Raw genomic sequence first — 12,923 nt, forward strand, 5'->3', positions numbered from 1 at the left:
CCCCGGCGGTAGCTGGTGGACACCATCAGGGCGCCCGCCGCAACGGCGAGCCCGCCGCCGTCCTCCCTCCACCCGCGTGACTTGTGCCCGGGGGTGCCGGGGACCCGGGGTTTTGGGCTGCCGCGGGGCCGAACGAGGAGCGTGAAGGGGACCGTCATGGTGTCAGGTTGCGGCTTCAACGCGGGTAGGCTGGCATCACCGTTCGGCAGTGGGCGGCCATGATGCTGTGGCCTGTCACAAACCCGCCGGAGGGAGACCCTTGCTCAACGCCGAAGCCCCGCATGACGATCTCTTTGCCGATGTTGCCCGGCGCCTGCAGGATTCTTTCCTAAAAAATCCCGCAGTGGAGGCGTGCCTTCAGGAATTGGCTCCCTACGCGGCAGCCAGGCTGGGCAGCGAGGACCGGCAACTGCTGTGCGCAATGACCGTGCTCCGGCCCAAACACCCGGCAACAACGGCCGCCAGCACTCCCTGCGCCCGCGCGCTCAGCCAACTGGAGCGTAAGTACGGGGACGGCCCGGGAACCACCGCGATGCGGACCGGCGGCACCGTGCTGATAGGGGACGCCCGGCAGGACCGGCGGTGGGCCGAATACGCGCACGCCGTTGTGGGACTGGGCTGCATGTCCGTCCTCAGTATTCCCGTGGATCTTGAGGGCGCGGACGGGGTGTTGAGCCTCTACAGCGGGCAGGCCCAGGCATACAACGCCGAAGTGGTGGCCCAGGCCGAGGCATTCGTCCTGCAGGCAGCCAAGGGGCTGACGCTCGCTTTGCGCATGGTGAAACTGGAGGAGACCAGGGACGGCCTCACCGCGGCCATGCAGACACGCACCGTGATCGACCTGGCTACGGGGGCCATCATGGCGCAGAACCGGTGCAGTCAATCCGATGCCTTCACGCTGCTTCGCAAGGCATCCAACGCAAGGAACATGAAACTCCGAGATGTTGCCGCCGCGGTGGTGTCCTCCGTGGCCGGGGCAGAAGGCGTTTCCACCTATTTCGACGAGTAGGAGTCCGGCCCTTCGGGGTGCAGCCGGGACAGCACTGAGTCGCTGAACGGCACACGAAGCGGCAGGCCTTCCGTGGCGCAGTATTCATTGACGGCCTGTGCGAGGGCATCACGCTCCCTGGGCGGGAGTCTGGTTTCACCCGCGCAGTAGTCCCTGATAACGCGCTCGGAAGCGTCGCCGCCCAGCGAGACGAACTCCAGCCACAGCTGGCCCAGGTCCAGGTGGTGTTCCTTGATGACAGCACCCGTCAGGGCCTGCTGGTCTGCCTCGTCCATTGTCCCCTCCTGCGTTGGGTCCAGATTCCTTACGGCGGATTCGGAGCAGGAGACACGGGGGATGGGTGCCGGTCGAAGATTTTTATCGGGCCTGCCTCCGGTACCCCGGGCCGGTAACGCCTGAGGACCTTTGCCCCTAGCAGGAACCAAGGGAAGGGGCCAACCTGAGTGTCTGGAGCAACAGGAATCAGGAGGAAATGAGCATGGGCGCATGCGATGTCTGCGGCAGCAGCGAGGGGCGGATGTTCACCGTCACCATGGGCAGCCAGACCGGCACGTTCGACAGTTTCGAATGTGCCATCCACATGATGGCGCCGGCCTGCGAGCACTGCGGTTGCCGGATCCTGGGACATCCGATTGACAGCGAAGCCGGCATCTACTGCTGCCTGCACTGCGCGCGGGAGGCCGGAAACCCGCACCAGGCCGCCAAGGCAGAACACTCCACCGTAGCGGTGCCGGCGCAGGGTAGTGCGGCGGGCAAGGCCTGACTTTGCCTGGACCCAACGTGCCCGGACCCACGTTATCCGGACCCAAGTTGCCCGGACCCAAGTTGCCGGTATCCAGGGAGCGGGAAGAGGAGAATCATGGCTGGTAGCGGGCGCTTCAGGATAGTGGTGGGGGTGGACGGTTCGGACCAGTCCCGCGCGGCAATGGACTGGGCCATCGCGGAGTCCAGGCTGCGCGGCGGCGAGGTCCTGGCGCTGACGGCATGGAGCTTCCCCTATATCAGCGACGCCCTTGGCACAGCCTGGGACTACGAGATCTTCGAGAAGGACGCCCAGGCCATCCTCGAAACGGAGCTTGCCCGCGTGAAGGACCAGGGCGGGAACGTGACCGGCCGGGTGGTGGAGGGCAATCCGGCCGCCGCGCTGGTGGACGCCTCCAAGGACGCTGACCTGGTAGCCGTGGGATCGCGCGGCCACGGCGGATTTACCGGGATGCTGCTTGGCTCGGTGTCCCACCAGACAATCCACCTGGCGCACTGCCCCGTGCTGGTGTTCCGCGAACCCCGCGCCGATTAGGCCAGCGCGTAGGCCAGCGCGTAGGCGTAGCATCTGCCGATCAGCATGTGGGGCGGTGGCGATCACGGCCGCCCGGGACGGCGTCCGTCAACCCGGACGTCGGGCAACCTCAAGTCCGCCCAGGACTCGTGGCCGTTCAGGCCGCGAGGAAGCGGGCGAAGCCAGCGTGAACCTCGTGGACGATGACCGGCCCGGTCCCGAGGAGCTGGGCCTTCGCCCGGAGCTGGGCCAGGAGGTCTTCGGTAGGCCGCCCGAATACTTCGATGGCCTTCATGGTGATCAGCGGGGCAACCGGAGGGAACTTAGCCCCCGCCACCTTCAGGTGCAGCTCCAACGAGGCAAGGTCGGTGTGAAGGTGCAGGACCTTCATGGTGGATCCATCCTCTGAGAAATAGACGCAGTACGACAGGATCTGTGGCTCGTTCTGTTCGACAAACTCCTCCAGCCCTGCCATGGCTTCCTTGAGTTCCGCCAGTTTGCCCGGACGGACCTCGGAGGTATCCAGGTACGCGATGAAATTTGCCATTCCGTCTCCTTGGTTCTTGAAGGTAATCGGCTGACCGTGCCCTTTTCCGGGTGCGCTTCCCGCCGCGAATCTGCAAGGATGTGTGCCCAAGACCATCCCAGGAGGACTTATGCCGTACACCGTGGATTTCAAGAACGTGTCCACCGCTGGTTTGGAATCCTCACCGGTTGCGGGCGCGCTGGCCGGGCTGCGGGCCAACGAGGCCCGTTACTACAAAAACAAGTACGACCACGATTTCACTGTCACGCCGGCGCAGGACGATCCGGCGACGCTCGACTACATCAGCCACATCCTTTCCGCAGAGCGCAACATTGTCATCTCCTCCAGGCCCCTTGAGGTGTCCTCCTTTGAGGTGGACGGACTGCGGATGGCATACGTGTTTTACGAGTCCGGCCTGTCGGTCAACGTCATGTACGGCCTGGACGACGGCGGCAAACGGGCGGTCGGGTTCAAGCTTTCCGACGGCATGGACATCCCGGAGGAACTGGCCGGCAGTTTCAAATTCGCCCGCCAAAAGTCCAAGCTCGCGGGCACCATCCGGGGCTCCTACTTTGTGATCAAAGGCGAGTACTGACTGCGACCGGCCCCCGCCCTACTTCTGCTCGGGAATCCAATATGGCGCAGCCGCACCGGCACCCGTGAGGTTGTCACAGCGGACAAGCTGGGCGCCGATGCGTTCGAGCGGACAATCGACGTAGGTGGTGAGGGAGTCGGGGCCCCCGGCTGTTGGTTCCACGGGTGTCCCCGCCGGCAGAAACGTGGTCAAGGCGGCAGCAAAGAGCGCCAGACTGAGATCGAACATGATGTCTCCTGCTAAAGGCATAATTACAGGACCGCCCCGGTCCGGCGGTGGAAATCAGCTGCCCAGCGAGCCGTGAGTGCGCTGCAACAGCGCCCATTTTGCGCTTGCAGGCGCCAGAGTACGCCCGCCGCGAAGCCGCCGTAAGGGTGGCGCCTACCCCATTTCCACCGCGCAGGGAGTAGGTATTTGCAGGGGGATACCCCCTGGACCACACCGCTAGGGAACGCCTTCTTACGAGCCCCAATAGGAGGCGCGCCACGTGATGCCGGCCAGGGTGGCCTGGCCCTTCAAGCTGGGGTGGAAGTAATCCAGGAGGCTGACATCGCTGGCGGAGAAGGAATAGTCGTAGACGGCGCGCTTGTCCCAGCGGCAGATCTGCGCGTACTTGGCGCAAGTTTCCTCAAGCGCCACATTGAAGGCTTCTTCCCGCTGCACCACCAACTGCCGCTGTTCCTCGGTAATGGAAGCGGACAGCATGGACTGGCAAATGTTTGCGCTCGACCATACCCACTGCGCCACGGAGTTGGTGTGCAGCACGTTCCACAGCTGGTAAATGTCCGGGATGCTGCTCACGAACACGCGCGGCCGCGGACTCATCTGGTGCAGCCTCGCCAGCGACTGGTCAATGTAGGCCGTGAAGTCTGCCACCGGTGTCATCGTCGACGCCGAGGACGTGCAGACATCGTTGGCGCCGACCAGGATGCTGACATATTCGGCTCCCTGCGACGCAGCTGTTTCCACCTGGCTGGGCAGGTCCCCGGCTTTGGCGCCGCTCTTTGCGTCATTGAAGTTGTTTCCCTTGATGGCCGGCTTCAGGGAGAGCAGCTGTTCGTAGTGGCTCTGGATTCCGTCGTAGGCGCCGGCTCCGGTAGACCAGGACTGGGCGGGATGGTCGCCGTACCAGCAACAGGCGTCTGCGGCCCGGGAAATCGAGTCACCGAGCGCCGCCATGCTTTTGGGGTAGCTGGCCGCCGCAGCGGGTTGCGCGCCCGCAAGGGCAAAGACAAAGAACAGCAGAATAAGCAGGCACTTTGCAACCTTGCGCATGTGAACCTCCCGGCGTGGGCCCGCACGACAAGGGGCTGGCATCCACGAAAAGATCTGTGTCCACAAGGTACACCCGGAGGCGGGAGAAAGCTCAGATTCCTCAGGGCGCTGCGGCCACTGCTGGGCCGCCGTCTTCGGGGCTGTCACCGCCGGCGGGGTGGTTGCTGGACCAGATGTCGCCCATTTCCTCGGTGGACTGCTCCACGATCCTGCTCATTGCGGCGTGGGCTGCCCCGGCATCACCGCGCTGGATGGCGCTTGCTACGTCCACGTGCAGCTGCAGTGCCTCGTGGTCGGGCAGGTGCGGCATCAGTCCGTGCTGGGTCCGCCCGGCCAGCACCTCGGCCACGAGGTTGTGCAACTGGGAGAACATCAGGTTGCCGGAGGCGTTGAGGACCGCGGCATGGAACTCGATATCCAGGCGGAGGAATTCAGGCTGGTCCCCCCGCTGCCCTGCTGCCCACAGCCGCGCGGCCATGGAGACAAGGTTGCTGGCCTCGTCCAGGGTGGCGCGTTCGGCCGCGAGGCGGGCAGCCTGCGGCTCGATGGCACCGCGCAGTTCGTTCAAGGCACGCAACTGGTCCAGCCGCTTGGCCGACGCCAGCCGCCAGCGGATCACCTGCGGGTCGTAGAGGTTCCAGCTGGCCTCCGGTTGAACGACTGTTCCAAGCCGGCGGCGGGACTCCAGCATGCCCATGGATGCCAGGACGCGGGTGGCCTCCCGGATCACGGAGCGGGACACTTTGTGCTGGGCCTCCAGCTCGTCCAGCCGCAGGATCGAATTCGGCGCCAGCGTTCCCTCGGCAATGGCGAGTCCCAGGTTTTCGACCAGCGATGAATGCAGGTCGGGAGAGAACGCCGCCTTTGGGATCGTCATGGATAAAGCATATGGGTTCAGGCCCGGCTCTTGTATATGTCTGCCTTATTTGTTTATGCTCGCCTAACAGAGCAGACGTAAAGAGGCGTTTGCGGCCGGTCCGCGGATCTGCGGGCCCTAATGCAAGGGAGTCGTAATGAAGCGGCGTTCAATTGTGAAGTACGCGGCAGTTGCCGCGGCGATGTCGTTGGGGCTGACCGCCTGCAGCGGCGGCGGAGGTGGCAGCGACCAGGCCAAGGAATCCGGCACCGTCCGCGTCACCCTTGCCAACCACGTCTGGACGGAAGGCATCAAGGCTGCCATTCCGGAATTCGAAAAATCGAGCGGCCTGAAGGTCGAACTGACCCAGCTGGGCGAAGACCAGCTCTCGGACCAGTACAACGTCAAGCTCAACGCCGGCAGCGACGAGATCGACGTGATGATGTACCGCCCGCTCCAGGAGGGCAAGGCGTTCGCCAAGAATGGCTACCTGGCGGACCTGACCAAGAACGTCTCTTCCGACTCGGGGTGGGACTGGAAGGACTACCAGGAAGGGCCGGTCAAGGCCACCACCGTTGACAGCAAGGTGGTTGGCGTCCCGATCATCACCGAGCGCGAAGTCCTGTACTACCGCAAGGACCTGCTTCAGGCAGCAGGGCTCCAGGTTCCCAAGACCATGGAAGAACTTGAGTCGGCGGCCAAGGCCATCAAGGCATCCAACCCGGACACCGCGGGCTTCGTGGCCCGCACCGGCAAGTCCGCGGCGGTCACCCAGTTCTCCAGCTTCCTGTACAGCTTTGGCGGGGACTTCGTTGACTCCAGCGGCAAGGCCGCGGTCAACTCCGACGCTGCCAAGAAGGCCTACGCCTACTACGGCGGCCTGATCCGCAACTACGGCCCGGCCAACGTCAGCACGGACATGAGCTGGCCGGAGGCAATGGCCATCTTCACCCAGGGCGGCGCCGCCTTCTACACCGAGGCCGATTCGCTCTACAAGAACGCCACCGACCCCGCCAAGTCCAAGGTTTCCGACAAGGTCGGGTTCGCGGCGCTTCCTGCCGGGCCCGCCGGTTCGAAGCCGTACAACATCCCGTCCTGGGCGCTGGGCGTGAACCAGAACTCCAGCAACCAGGACAACGCCTGGAAGTTCATCCAGTGGGCAACCAGCAAGGAACGCACCCTGGCAGCCCAGAAGGCCGGCGTTCCCGGGCCGCGGGCGTCAGTCTGGTCGAACCCGGAGGGAACCTCCACCTACCCGAAGGACCTGGCCGACGCGATCGCCGCGAGCGCCAAGAACGGCGTGGGCCATGACCGCCCCGAGGTTGTCACGGTAGGCAAGGCCCGCGAGATCGTGGGCGCCCCGATCGTCGCCACCATCACCGGCGCGGACCCGGCCGCCGCGGCCAACGACGCGCAGACCGCCTTCCAGACGTTCCTGGACAGCGAAAAGAAGTAGGACGCAGGCGCCGAAAGTGCCACACCAGCCCGCCGGGACGGCCCAAAAACCGTCCCGGCGCGGCCCCGCTTCACCCCCCAAACTCCTTAGGTGAACCATGTCTGTACTGAACCCTCCCCGCAGCGCGCAGCCCCGCAGCGCCCGCGGCCCCGCCGGCGCAGGAGGAAACTTCTCCGCCTGGGCCAACCGGCACCGGAAGTGGCTTTTTGCGGCACCGGCCATGATCTTCGTCGGCGTCCTGATCGTCTTCCCGCTGGCCTGGACCCTGTACCTGAGCCTCACCGACTCCCAGGGCTCCGTCAGGGCCGCCACCGAGTTCATCGGCCTGCAGAACTACCTGACCGTGCTGACTGACACGGACCGGTTCTGGCCCGCCGTGGGCCGCACCCTCTCCTTCACCGGCCTGGCCCTGGCGTTCGAGGTGGTGCTCGGCATGGGCATCGCCCTGCTGCTCTGGCGCCCCTTCCGCGGCGAAAAGTGGGTCCGCGTGGCCATCCTGCTGCCCCTGGTAGCCACCCCCGTTGCAGTCGGCATGATGTGGCGGTTGATCTTCGATCCCAACATCGGCTTCGTCAACCAGCTCCTGGGCATGGTGGGCATCCCGCCCCAGCCGTGGCTGTCCGGCCAGGACACCGCCCTGGGCACCACCATCTTCATGGACGTATGGCAGTGGACCCCCATGGTGGTCCTGATCCTGCTCGCCGGCCTGACCTCACTGTCCGACGAACCGGACGAAGCGGCCCGTGTGGACGGTGCCAACGCCTTCCAGCGGTTCTTCTACATCACCCTGCCCCTCATGATGCCCACCGTGATCGTCGCCATCCTGCTCCGGGGCATCGACGCGTTGAAAACCTTCGACATCCTGTACGCCACAAAGGGCAAGGGCGGCGGTTCCTTCCACGAGGTGGAGACGCTGAACGTCTATGCGTACGGGCTGAGCTTCGACTACAACCAGTACGGGCTCTCCTCCGCGGTGCTGATCCTCTTCTTCATGATCATCATCGGCTCCATGTGGCTGCTCACCATGCGCAAGAAAGCGGCAAGCAAATGACCGTGCTGAATGAAAACACCCCTTCCACTGCAGCCGGCAACCGTCCCGCACGGCGGCGGAAGCCGCTGGCCTCCCGGGCGTACAAGGTGTTCCGGGTGGTTGCCCTCATCGTTGTGGTGCTGTTCCTGCTGGCACCGCTGTTTTGGATGCTCCTGGCCTCGCTGAAGACCAACGTGGACATTTACGACACCGCCAAAGCCTTCCTGTTCCCGCCCACCTTCGAGAACTACGCCAACGTGCTGCAGCGCAACAACTACTTCGTCTTCATCTTCAACAGCTTCTGGGTGGCGTTCGTCTCCACGGTCCTGTCGATCATCCTCGGGGTGCCAGCCGCGTATGCCATGAGCCGCTTCACCATGCACCGCTCCGCGCTGGTGGTGCTGATGGCGCGCGTCATCCCCGGAGTTTCGCTCCTGGTGCCCTGGTACTACGTCTTCTCCAACCTGCGGATGGTGGGCAAGTTCGAGGTGCTGATCCTCAGCCACATGTTCGTCGCCCTCCCGCTGATCGTGTACATCATGATGAGCTACTTCGACTCACTGCCGCTGGAACTTGAAGAATCGGCAGAGGTGGACGGGCTCACGCCGATCGGTGCCTTCCGGCTGATAACGCTGCCGCTGGCCGTGTCCGGCATCGCGACCGCCGGCATCCTGTCCTTCATTTTCTCGTGGAACAACTTCATGTTCGCGCTGGTGCTGTCCGGAGCCAAAACCAAGACCCTGCCGGTGGCCATCTTCGACTTCGTGTCCTACGCCAGCATTGACTGGGGCGGCCTGATGGCGGCGGCAACGGTGGTCACCATCCCCATCATGATCATCGCGCTCTTCACGCAGAAGTACATCGTTTCCGGCCTGACCGCCGGCGCCACCAAGGGTTAGGACCGCCGCGTGACAGTCATCAGCCGGATCGAAACATTCCTTGTCCCGCCCCGCTGGCTCTTCGTCCGGGTCGAGACCGAAAGCGGAATCGTCGGATGGGGCGAGGCCACTTGCGAAGGCCGCAGCGAGACGGTGCGCGCCGCCGTCGGACAACTCTCGGAACTGCTCATCGGCAAGGACCCCCTCCGGATCGAAGACCACTGGCAGGTCATGACCAAGGGCTCCTTCTACCGGGGCGGACCCATCCTGGCCAGTGCCGTCTCCGGCCTCGACCAGGCCCTGTGGGACATCGCGGGCAAGCACTTCGACACCCCGGTGCACCAGCTCCTGGGCGGCCACGTCCGCGACCGGATCCGCATGTACGGCTGGGTGGGCGGAGACGAGCCCAATGAGGTGGCAGACCAGATCAGCGCGCAACTTGAGGTGGGGCTCACCGCCGTCAAAATGAACGCCAGCGGCCGGATGAGCGCCGTGGCGTCGGTGGCGGAGATCGACGGCGTCATCCGCCGTGTTGCCGCGGCGCGCCAGGTCCTGGGCGACCACCGGGACGTCGCCGTCGACTTCCACGGCCGCTTCAGCCTGGCCAGCGCCAGGCGGGTGGCACCCCTGCTGGAACCGTTCCGGCCCTTCTTCCTCGAAGAACCGGTGGTTCCGGAAAACACGCACCTGCTGCGGGAATTCACGTCCTCCACCACCACGCCCGTGTCCACCGGGGAACGGCTCTACAACCGGCAGGAGTTCCTGCCGGCGCTGCAGGCCGGCATAGCAGTGGCGCAGCCGGACCTCTCCCACGCCGGCGGCATCACCGAGGTCCGCAAGATCGCCGCGCTGGCCGAGGTCTACGACGTCCAGCTGGCGCCGCACTGTCCCCTGGGGCCATTGGCGCTGGCCGCCTGCCTCCAGGTCGGGTTCGCCACGCCCAACTTCCTCATCCAGGAACAAAGCATCGGCATCCACTACAACCAGGGCGCCGAAGTCCTCGACTACGTGGTGGACAAGGCGCCGTTCAAGTTCGTGGACGGACACATCGAACGGCTCACGGGCCCCGGGCTGGGCATCGAAATCGACGAGGCCGTGGTCCGGGCAGCGGACAAACGCGGCCACGCCTGGCGCGGGCCCGTGTGGCGCCACCCCGACGGATCCTTCGCAGAATGGTGAACCCCATGACATCCCAGGAATCAGCTGTTACCTCCGCCGGCCTGCTGGCCGGCATCCGGCACGCGCGGCTTGTCGGTATCGTCCGCGGGAACGACGGCGATGCTGCCGCCAAGGCGGCGCTGGCAGCGATGGAGGAAGGTTTCCAGTACGTGGAGATCGCGCTCACCACGCCCAACGCGCTGGAGGCGATCCGCGAGGTCCGCGCGGCTGCCCCCGACGGCTGCCTTGTGGGGGCGGGCACCGTCCTCAGCCAGGCCGACGTCGAACACGTCACCGCCGCTGGCGGCCAGTTCATCGTCACCCCCTCCCTGGCCCCCTCGATCAGCGAGGCGGCCAGTGGCGGGATCCCGGTCCTGGCCGGTGCGCTCACTCCCAGCGAGGCTTACGAGGCGATGGAACGCGGCGCCACCGCCATCAAGCTTTTCCCCGCGTCCATCGGCGGGCCCCGCTATTTGAAGGCTGTCCGGGACCCGTTCCCGGACATCCCGTTCATCGCCGTGGGCGGCGTGGGGCTCGACGAAGCCACCGGCTACTGGGAAGCCGGCGCCATTGCCGTTGGACTCGGCGGTCCACTGTTCGGCAATGCGGCCTCCGGCGGCGACCTCGCGGACATGCGGGACCGTGCGCGGCGCTTCCTCGGCCTCGCCGCCGAATTTGCAGCACGGACCGGTAACCAGGCATGACCGCTGGGGGCGCGGCCGGTCGCAATGGGGCCCCGCACCAGGTGGACCTGCTGACCGTCGGTGAGTCGATGGTCTCGCTCCGCTCCGCTGGCCCGCTGGCAAACGGCGGAACCCTGAATATGCAGGTGGCCGGGGCTGAATCGAATGTGGCCATCGGCGTTGTGCGCCTTGGCCATTCGTCAGCCTGGGTCGGGTCCATCGGCGCGGATCCGCACGGCGAGTTCATCGTGAAGCAGTTGCGCGGCGAGGGCGTCCGGCTGCACCACACTGTGCATCCGGAGCGGAGCACGGGCGTGATGTTCCTGGAACAGCGCACCGCCGACCTCAGCAGGGCCTTTTATTACCGGGCCGGCTCGGCCGGTGCCACCGTCTCGCGGGACCAGGTGGCTGCAGCCCTCGATGGCGGCGCCCGGATCCTGCACCTGACCGGCATCACCCCCGCCCTCAGCCCCGAGGCGCGGGACGCGGTGGAATACGCCGCCGAACGTGCTTCCGCTGGCGGAACGGTGGTCTCCCTCGACGTGAACTACCGCAGCAAGCTATGGTCCCGCGACCAGGCGCGGGCCGTCCTCGCCCCATTGGCGCGCCATGCCACCATCGTCATTGCGTCCGACGACGAACTCGACCTGGTTGCCCCGCCCCGGGATGGGAACGTGGCGGCAGGGCAGCCTGCCGGTGAGGCCTGCGCCGCCGCGATGCTGCTGGACGCCGGAGTCCGTGAAGTGGTGGTGAAACGCGGCGCTGCGGGCGCGGCAGTCTATACGGCGGACGGCTGTCTTGAAGCGCCGGCCATTGCCGTAACGTGCGTGGACACCATCGGAGCAGGCGACGCGTTCACCGCCGGCTACCTCTCCGCCCTGCTCGACGGCGAGGATGTGGCAGGCCGCCTGAAGCTGGGCGTCCTCGCCGGCGCGTTCGCCGTCAGTACGCGCGGCGACTGGGAAGGCTTGCCCCGCCCCGACGAACTTGCGCTGCTCGACCAGGCCCCGGGCAGCACCCAGCGCTGACCCGTCAGGTCAGTGCCGTCATGGCGAGCGCGCCCACCAGGCCCATGCCCATGACGGCGAACCCCGTGGCTACGATCACCCGCCCGGGGAAGGCCCCACGGACCATCAGCATAGAGGGCAGGCTTAGGGCCGGCAGGGTCAGCACCAGGGCTCCCAAAGGGCCCATTCCAACCCCGGCGGCCATCAGGGCGCCGATGATGGGGATCTCTGCGGCAGTCGGGATCACGAACAGGGTTCCGGCGACGGCCAGCAGGACGGCTGCGGGCACGCCCCACGACGCGAGCGCGCCGGCCCCGGGGAACAGCCAGCCACGGAAGCCGCCAAGGAGCATCACCACGACGGCGTACTCCGGCAGGAGGCGCGTTGCCAACCGCATGAGGGCCTTGGCGAACCTGCGCACGGCACCGGCCGCAGTCCCGGTTTCGACGGGATCGTCCTGCGGATCGGCGACGCTGGATCCTTTCGCCAGGCGGCTCACGAGCAGCGTGACGCCGAAGACAAGGATCACGCCGGTGCCGACGCGGACGGCGACGAACTGCCAGGGGAGCACGAAGGCCATGAAGGCCAGTGCTGCCGGATTGAGTCCCGGGTTGCCGAGCCAGTACGCGAGCGCGGAGCTGACCGGAACCCCTCTGCGGCGGACGTTCAGGGCAACAGGGGCCGCGCAGCATGTGCACATCATCGACGCCATTGACAGGAGCCCGCCACAGGCCGTGCCCGCCAACAAGCCACGCCTCGCCTGGAACAGTGCGAGCAGCCGGCGGGCGGGAAGAAATGCCTCTACCGCCGCGGCAACGAGCAGGCCCGCCACAAGTGCCTGCCAAATTGACGCGGCGTAGGCGAGTGCGTATTCAACGGCCGCATTCCACGACGGGGAGGGCGGCGCACCCGCCTTGCCGGACAGGACAGAGCTTCCCAATGAGTGGCTGTCGGCCACGGCCGGGATTTTGAGGGCATAGGGGTACCACTTGGCCCAGGCGAGGGCAGCGATGGCTATCCCGGCAGTGGCGAGCGTCCCCAGGAGCAGCCCGCGCCGCCGGCCTCGCGCCGGCTCCGCGACGGGCTTCGGGTTCAGCCGGTCGTTGCCTTGGGGCCCGATGCCGATGGCAGTGTCCTTCATGCGCGTCCCTGGACCTTTCCTCGTCGGGCCCGG

The 12,923-nt window shown here is 66.1% G+C and carries 16 protein-coding genes; 10 read left to right on the forward strand and 6 right to left on the reverse strand.

Translation table 11 applies throughout. From position 1 onward, the window contains the following. Positions 1-259 precede the first annotated feature (259 nt). A complete protein-coding gene (locus K4G53_RS08210; protein ID WP_221385222.1) occupies positions 260-1,009 on the forward strand; it encodes a GAF and ANTAR domain-containing protein in 750 nt (249 codons plus the stop codon). Here the strand turns inward: K4G53_RS08210 and K4G53_RS08215 are convergent. Next, positions 994-1,284, reverse strand: a complete 291-nt coding sequence (locus K4G53_RS08215; RefSeq protein WP_221385223.1) for a hypothetical protein — start codon at positions 1,282-1,284, stop codon at positions 994-996. The two genes, K4G53_RS08210 and K4G53_RS08215, sit on opposite strands and share 16 nt — an antisense overlap. 203 nt (positions 1,285-1,487) lie before the next feature. Here K4G53_RS08215 and K4G53_RS08220 point away from each other — a divergent pair, with 203 nt between their 5' ends. Both K4G53_RS08220 and K4G53_RS08225 read left to right on the forward strand, forming a co-directional pair. After that, positions 1,488-1,772, forward strand: a complete 285-nt coding sequence (locus tag K4G53_RS08220; protein ID WP_221385224.1) for a hypothetical protein — start codon at positions 1,488-1,490, stop codon at positions 1,770-1,772. Between the two features lie 96 nt (positions 1,773-1,868). After that, positions 1,869-2,306, forward strand: coding sequence for a universal stress protein (locus tag K4G53_RS08225; RefSeq protein ID WP_221385225.1), 438 nt, complete (start codon positions 1,869-1,871; stop codon positions 2,304-2,306). A gap of 136 nt (positions 2,307-2,442) precedes the next feature. Here the strand turns inward: K4G53_RS08225 and K4G53_RS08230 are convergent, their stop codons facing one another. Continuing rightward, positions 2,443-2,832: a hypothetical protein gene (locus K4G53_RS08230; protein WP_221385226.1), complete on the reverse strand. Its 390-nt coding sequence runs from the start codon at positions 2,830-2,832 to the stop codon at positions 2,443-2,445. A gap of 109 nt (positions 2,833-2,941) precedes the next feature. Between K4G53_RS08230 and K4G53_RS08235 the strand changes: the two genes are divergently transcribed. Continuing rightward, positions 2,942-3,406, forward strand: coding sequence for a phage tail protein (locus K4G53_RS08235; protein ID WP_221385227.1), 465 nt, complete (start codon positions 2,942-2,944; stop codon positions 3,404-3,406). A gap of 18 nt (positions 3,407-3,424) precedes the next feature. Here the strand turns inward: K4G53_RS08235 and K4G53_RS08240 are convergent, their stop codons facing one another. The 3 genes from K4G53_RS08240 to K4G53_RS08250 form a co-directional block, all read right to left on the reverse strand. Beyond that, positions 3,425-3,634 carry a hypothetical protein gene (locus K4G53_RS08240; protein ID WP_221385228.1) on the reverse strand — a complete coding sequence of 70 codons (210 nt, stop codon included), beginning with the start codon at positions 3,632-3,634 and terminating at the stop codon, positions 3,425-3,427. Between the two features lie 231 nt (positions 3,635-3,865). Beyond that, a complete protein-coding gene (locus K4G53_RS08245) occupies positions 3,866-4,681 on the reverse strand; it encodes a GDSL-type esterase/lipase family protein (RefSeq protein ID WP_221385229.1) in 816 nt (271 codons plus the stop codon). A gap of 100 nt (positions 4,682-4,781) precedes the next feature. After that, positions 4,782-5,558 (reverse strand): FadR/GntR family transcriptional regulator, encoded by a 777-nt coding sequence (locus K4G53_RS08250; protein ID WP_221385230.1) that lies wholly within the window; start codon positions 5,556-5,558, stop codon positions 4,782-4,784. A gap of 136 nt (positions 5,559-5,694) precedes the next feature. On the opposite strand from K4G53_RS08250, the gene K4G53_RS08255 reads away from it, so the two are divergent. From K4G53_RS08255 to K4G53_RS08280, 6 genes are all read left to right on the forward strand, one after another. After that, the gene (locus K4G53_RS08255) at positions 5,695-6,993 is read left to right on the forward strand and encodes an ABC transporter substrate-binding protein (RefSeq protein ID WP_221385231.1); all 1,299 of its coding nucleotides are present in this window, start codon (positions 5,695-5,697) and stop codon (positions 6,991-6,993) included. Between the two features lie 97 nt (positions 6,994-7,090). After that, positions 7,091-8,044 (forward strand): carbohydrate ABC transporter permease, encoded by a 954-nt coding sequence (locus K4G53_RS08260; protein WP_260323438.1) that lies wholly within the window; start codon positions 7,091-7,093, stop codon positions 8,042-8,044. Next, positions 8,041-8,922 carry a carbohydrate ABC transporter permease gene (locus K4G53_RS08265; RefSeq protein ID WP_221385232.1) on the forward strand — a complete coding sequence of 294 codons (882 nt, stop codon included), beginning with the start codon at positions 8,041-8,043 and terminating at the stop codon, positions 8,920-8,922. Before K4G53_RS08260 ends, K4G53_RS08265 begins: the two co-directional genes overlap by 4 nt. A gap of 9 nt (positions 8,923-8,931) precedes the next feature. Next, positions 8,932-10,080, forward strand: a complete 1,149-nt coding sequence (dgoD, locus tag K4G53_RS08270; protein ID WP_221385233.1) for a galactonate dehydratase — start codon at positions 8,932-8,934, stop codon at positions 10,078-10,080. 5 nt (positions 10,081-10,085) lie between these two features. Further along, on the forward strand, positions 10,086-10,763 hold the full coding sequence (locus K4G53_RS08275) for a bifunctional 4-hydroxy-2-oxoglutarate aldolase/2-dehydro-3-deoxy-phosphogluconate aldolase (RefSeq protein WP_260323439.1): 678 nt from the start codon (positions 10,086-10,088) through the stop codon (positions 10,761-10,763). After that, positions 10,760-11,770 carry a sugar kinase gene (locus K4G53_RS08280; protein ID WP_260323440.1) on the forward strand — a complete coding sequence of 337 codons (1,011 nt, stop codon included), beginning with the start codon at positions 10,760-10,762 and terminating at the stop codon, positions 11,768-11,770. Before K4G53_RS08275 ends, K4G53_RS08280 begins: the two co-directional genes overlap by 4 nt. Positions 11,771-11,774: 4 nt before the next feature. Here the strand turns inward: K4G53_RS08280 and K4G53_RS08285 are convergent, their stop codons facing one another. After that, the gene (locus K4G53_RS08285; RefSeq protein ID WP_221385235.1) at positions 11,775-12,890 is read right to left on the reverse strand and encodes a permease; all 1,116 of its coding nucleotides are present in this window, start codon (positions 12,888-12,890) and stop codon (positions 11,775-11,777) included. Between the last annotated feature and the right edge of the window lie 33 nt (positions 12,891-12,923).

This window comes from Arthrobacter sp. MAHUQ-56 (assembly GCF_019710585.1).
Classification (GTDB): domain Bacteria; phylum Actinomycetota; class Actinomycetes; order Actinomycetales; family Micrococcaceae; genus Arthrobacter.

Bases quoted from the DNA above. Each gene is read 5' to 3' on its own strand.
- K4G53_RS08215 (WP_221385223.1), bottom strand. From the start codon at position 1,284: ATGGACGAGGCAGACCAGCAGGCCCTGACGGGTGCTGTCATCAAGGAA.
- K4G53_RS08220 (WP_221385224.1), top strand. From the start codon at position 1,488: ATGGGCGCATGCGATGTCTGCGGCAGCAGCGAGGGGCGGATGTTCACC.
- K4G53_RS08225 (WP_221385225.1), top strand. From the start codon at position 1,869: ATGGCTGGTAGCGGGCGCTTCAGGATAGTGGTGGGGGTGGACGGTTCG.
- K4G53_RS08230 (WP_221385226.1), bottom strand. From the start codon at position 2,832: ATGGCAAATTTCATCGCGTACCTGGATACCTCCGAGGTCCGTCCGGGC.
- K4G53_RS08235 (WP_221385227.1), top strand. From the start codon at position 2,942: ATGCCGTACACCGTGGATTTCAAGAACGTGTCCACCGCTGGTTTGGAA.
- K4G53_RS08240 (WP_221385228.1), bottom strand. From the start codon at position 3,634: ATGTTCGATCTCAGTCTGGCGCTCTTTGCTGCCGCCTTGACCACGTTT.
- K4G53_RS08245 (WP_221385229.1), bottom strand. From the start codon at position 4,681: ATGCGCAAGGTTGCAAAGTGCCTGCTTATTCTGCTGTTCTTTGTCTTT.
- K4G53_RS08250 (WP_221385230.1), bottom strand. From the start codon at position 5,558: ATGACGATCCCAAAGGCGGCGTTCTCTCCCGACCTGCATTCATCGCTG.
- K4G53_RS08255 (WP_221385231.1), top strand. From the start codon at position 5,695: ATGAAGCGGCGTTCAATTGTGAAGTACGCGGCAGTTGCCGCGGCGATG.
- K4G53_RS08260 (WP_260323438.1), top strand. From the start codon at position 7,091: ATGTCTGTACTGAACCCTCCCCGCAGCGCGCAGCCCCGCAGCGCCCGC.
- K4G53_RS08265 (WP_221385232.1), top strand. From the start codon at position 8,041: ATGACCGTGCTGAATGAAAACACCCCTTCCACTGCAGCCGGCAACCGT.
- K4G53_RS08275 (WP_260323439.1), top strand. From the start codon at position 10,086: ATGACATCCCAGGAATCAGCTGTTACCTCCGCCGGCCTGCTGGCCGGC.
- K4G53_RS08280 (WP_260323440.1), top strand. From the start codon at position 10,760: ATGACCGCTGGGGGCGCGGCCGGTCGCAATGGGGCCCCGCACCAGGTG.
- K4G53_RS08285 (WP_221385235.1), bottom strand. From the start codon at position 12,890: ATGAAGGACACTGCCATCGGCATCGGGCCCCAAGGCAACGACCGGCTG.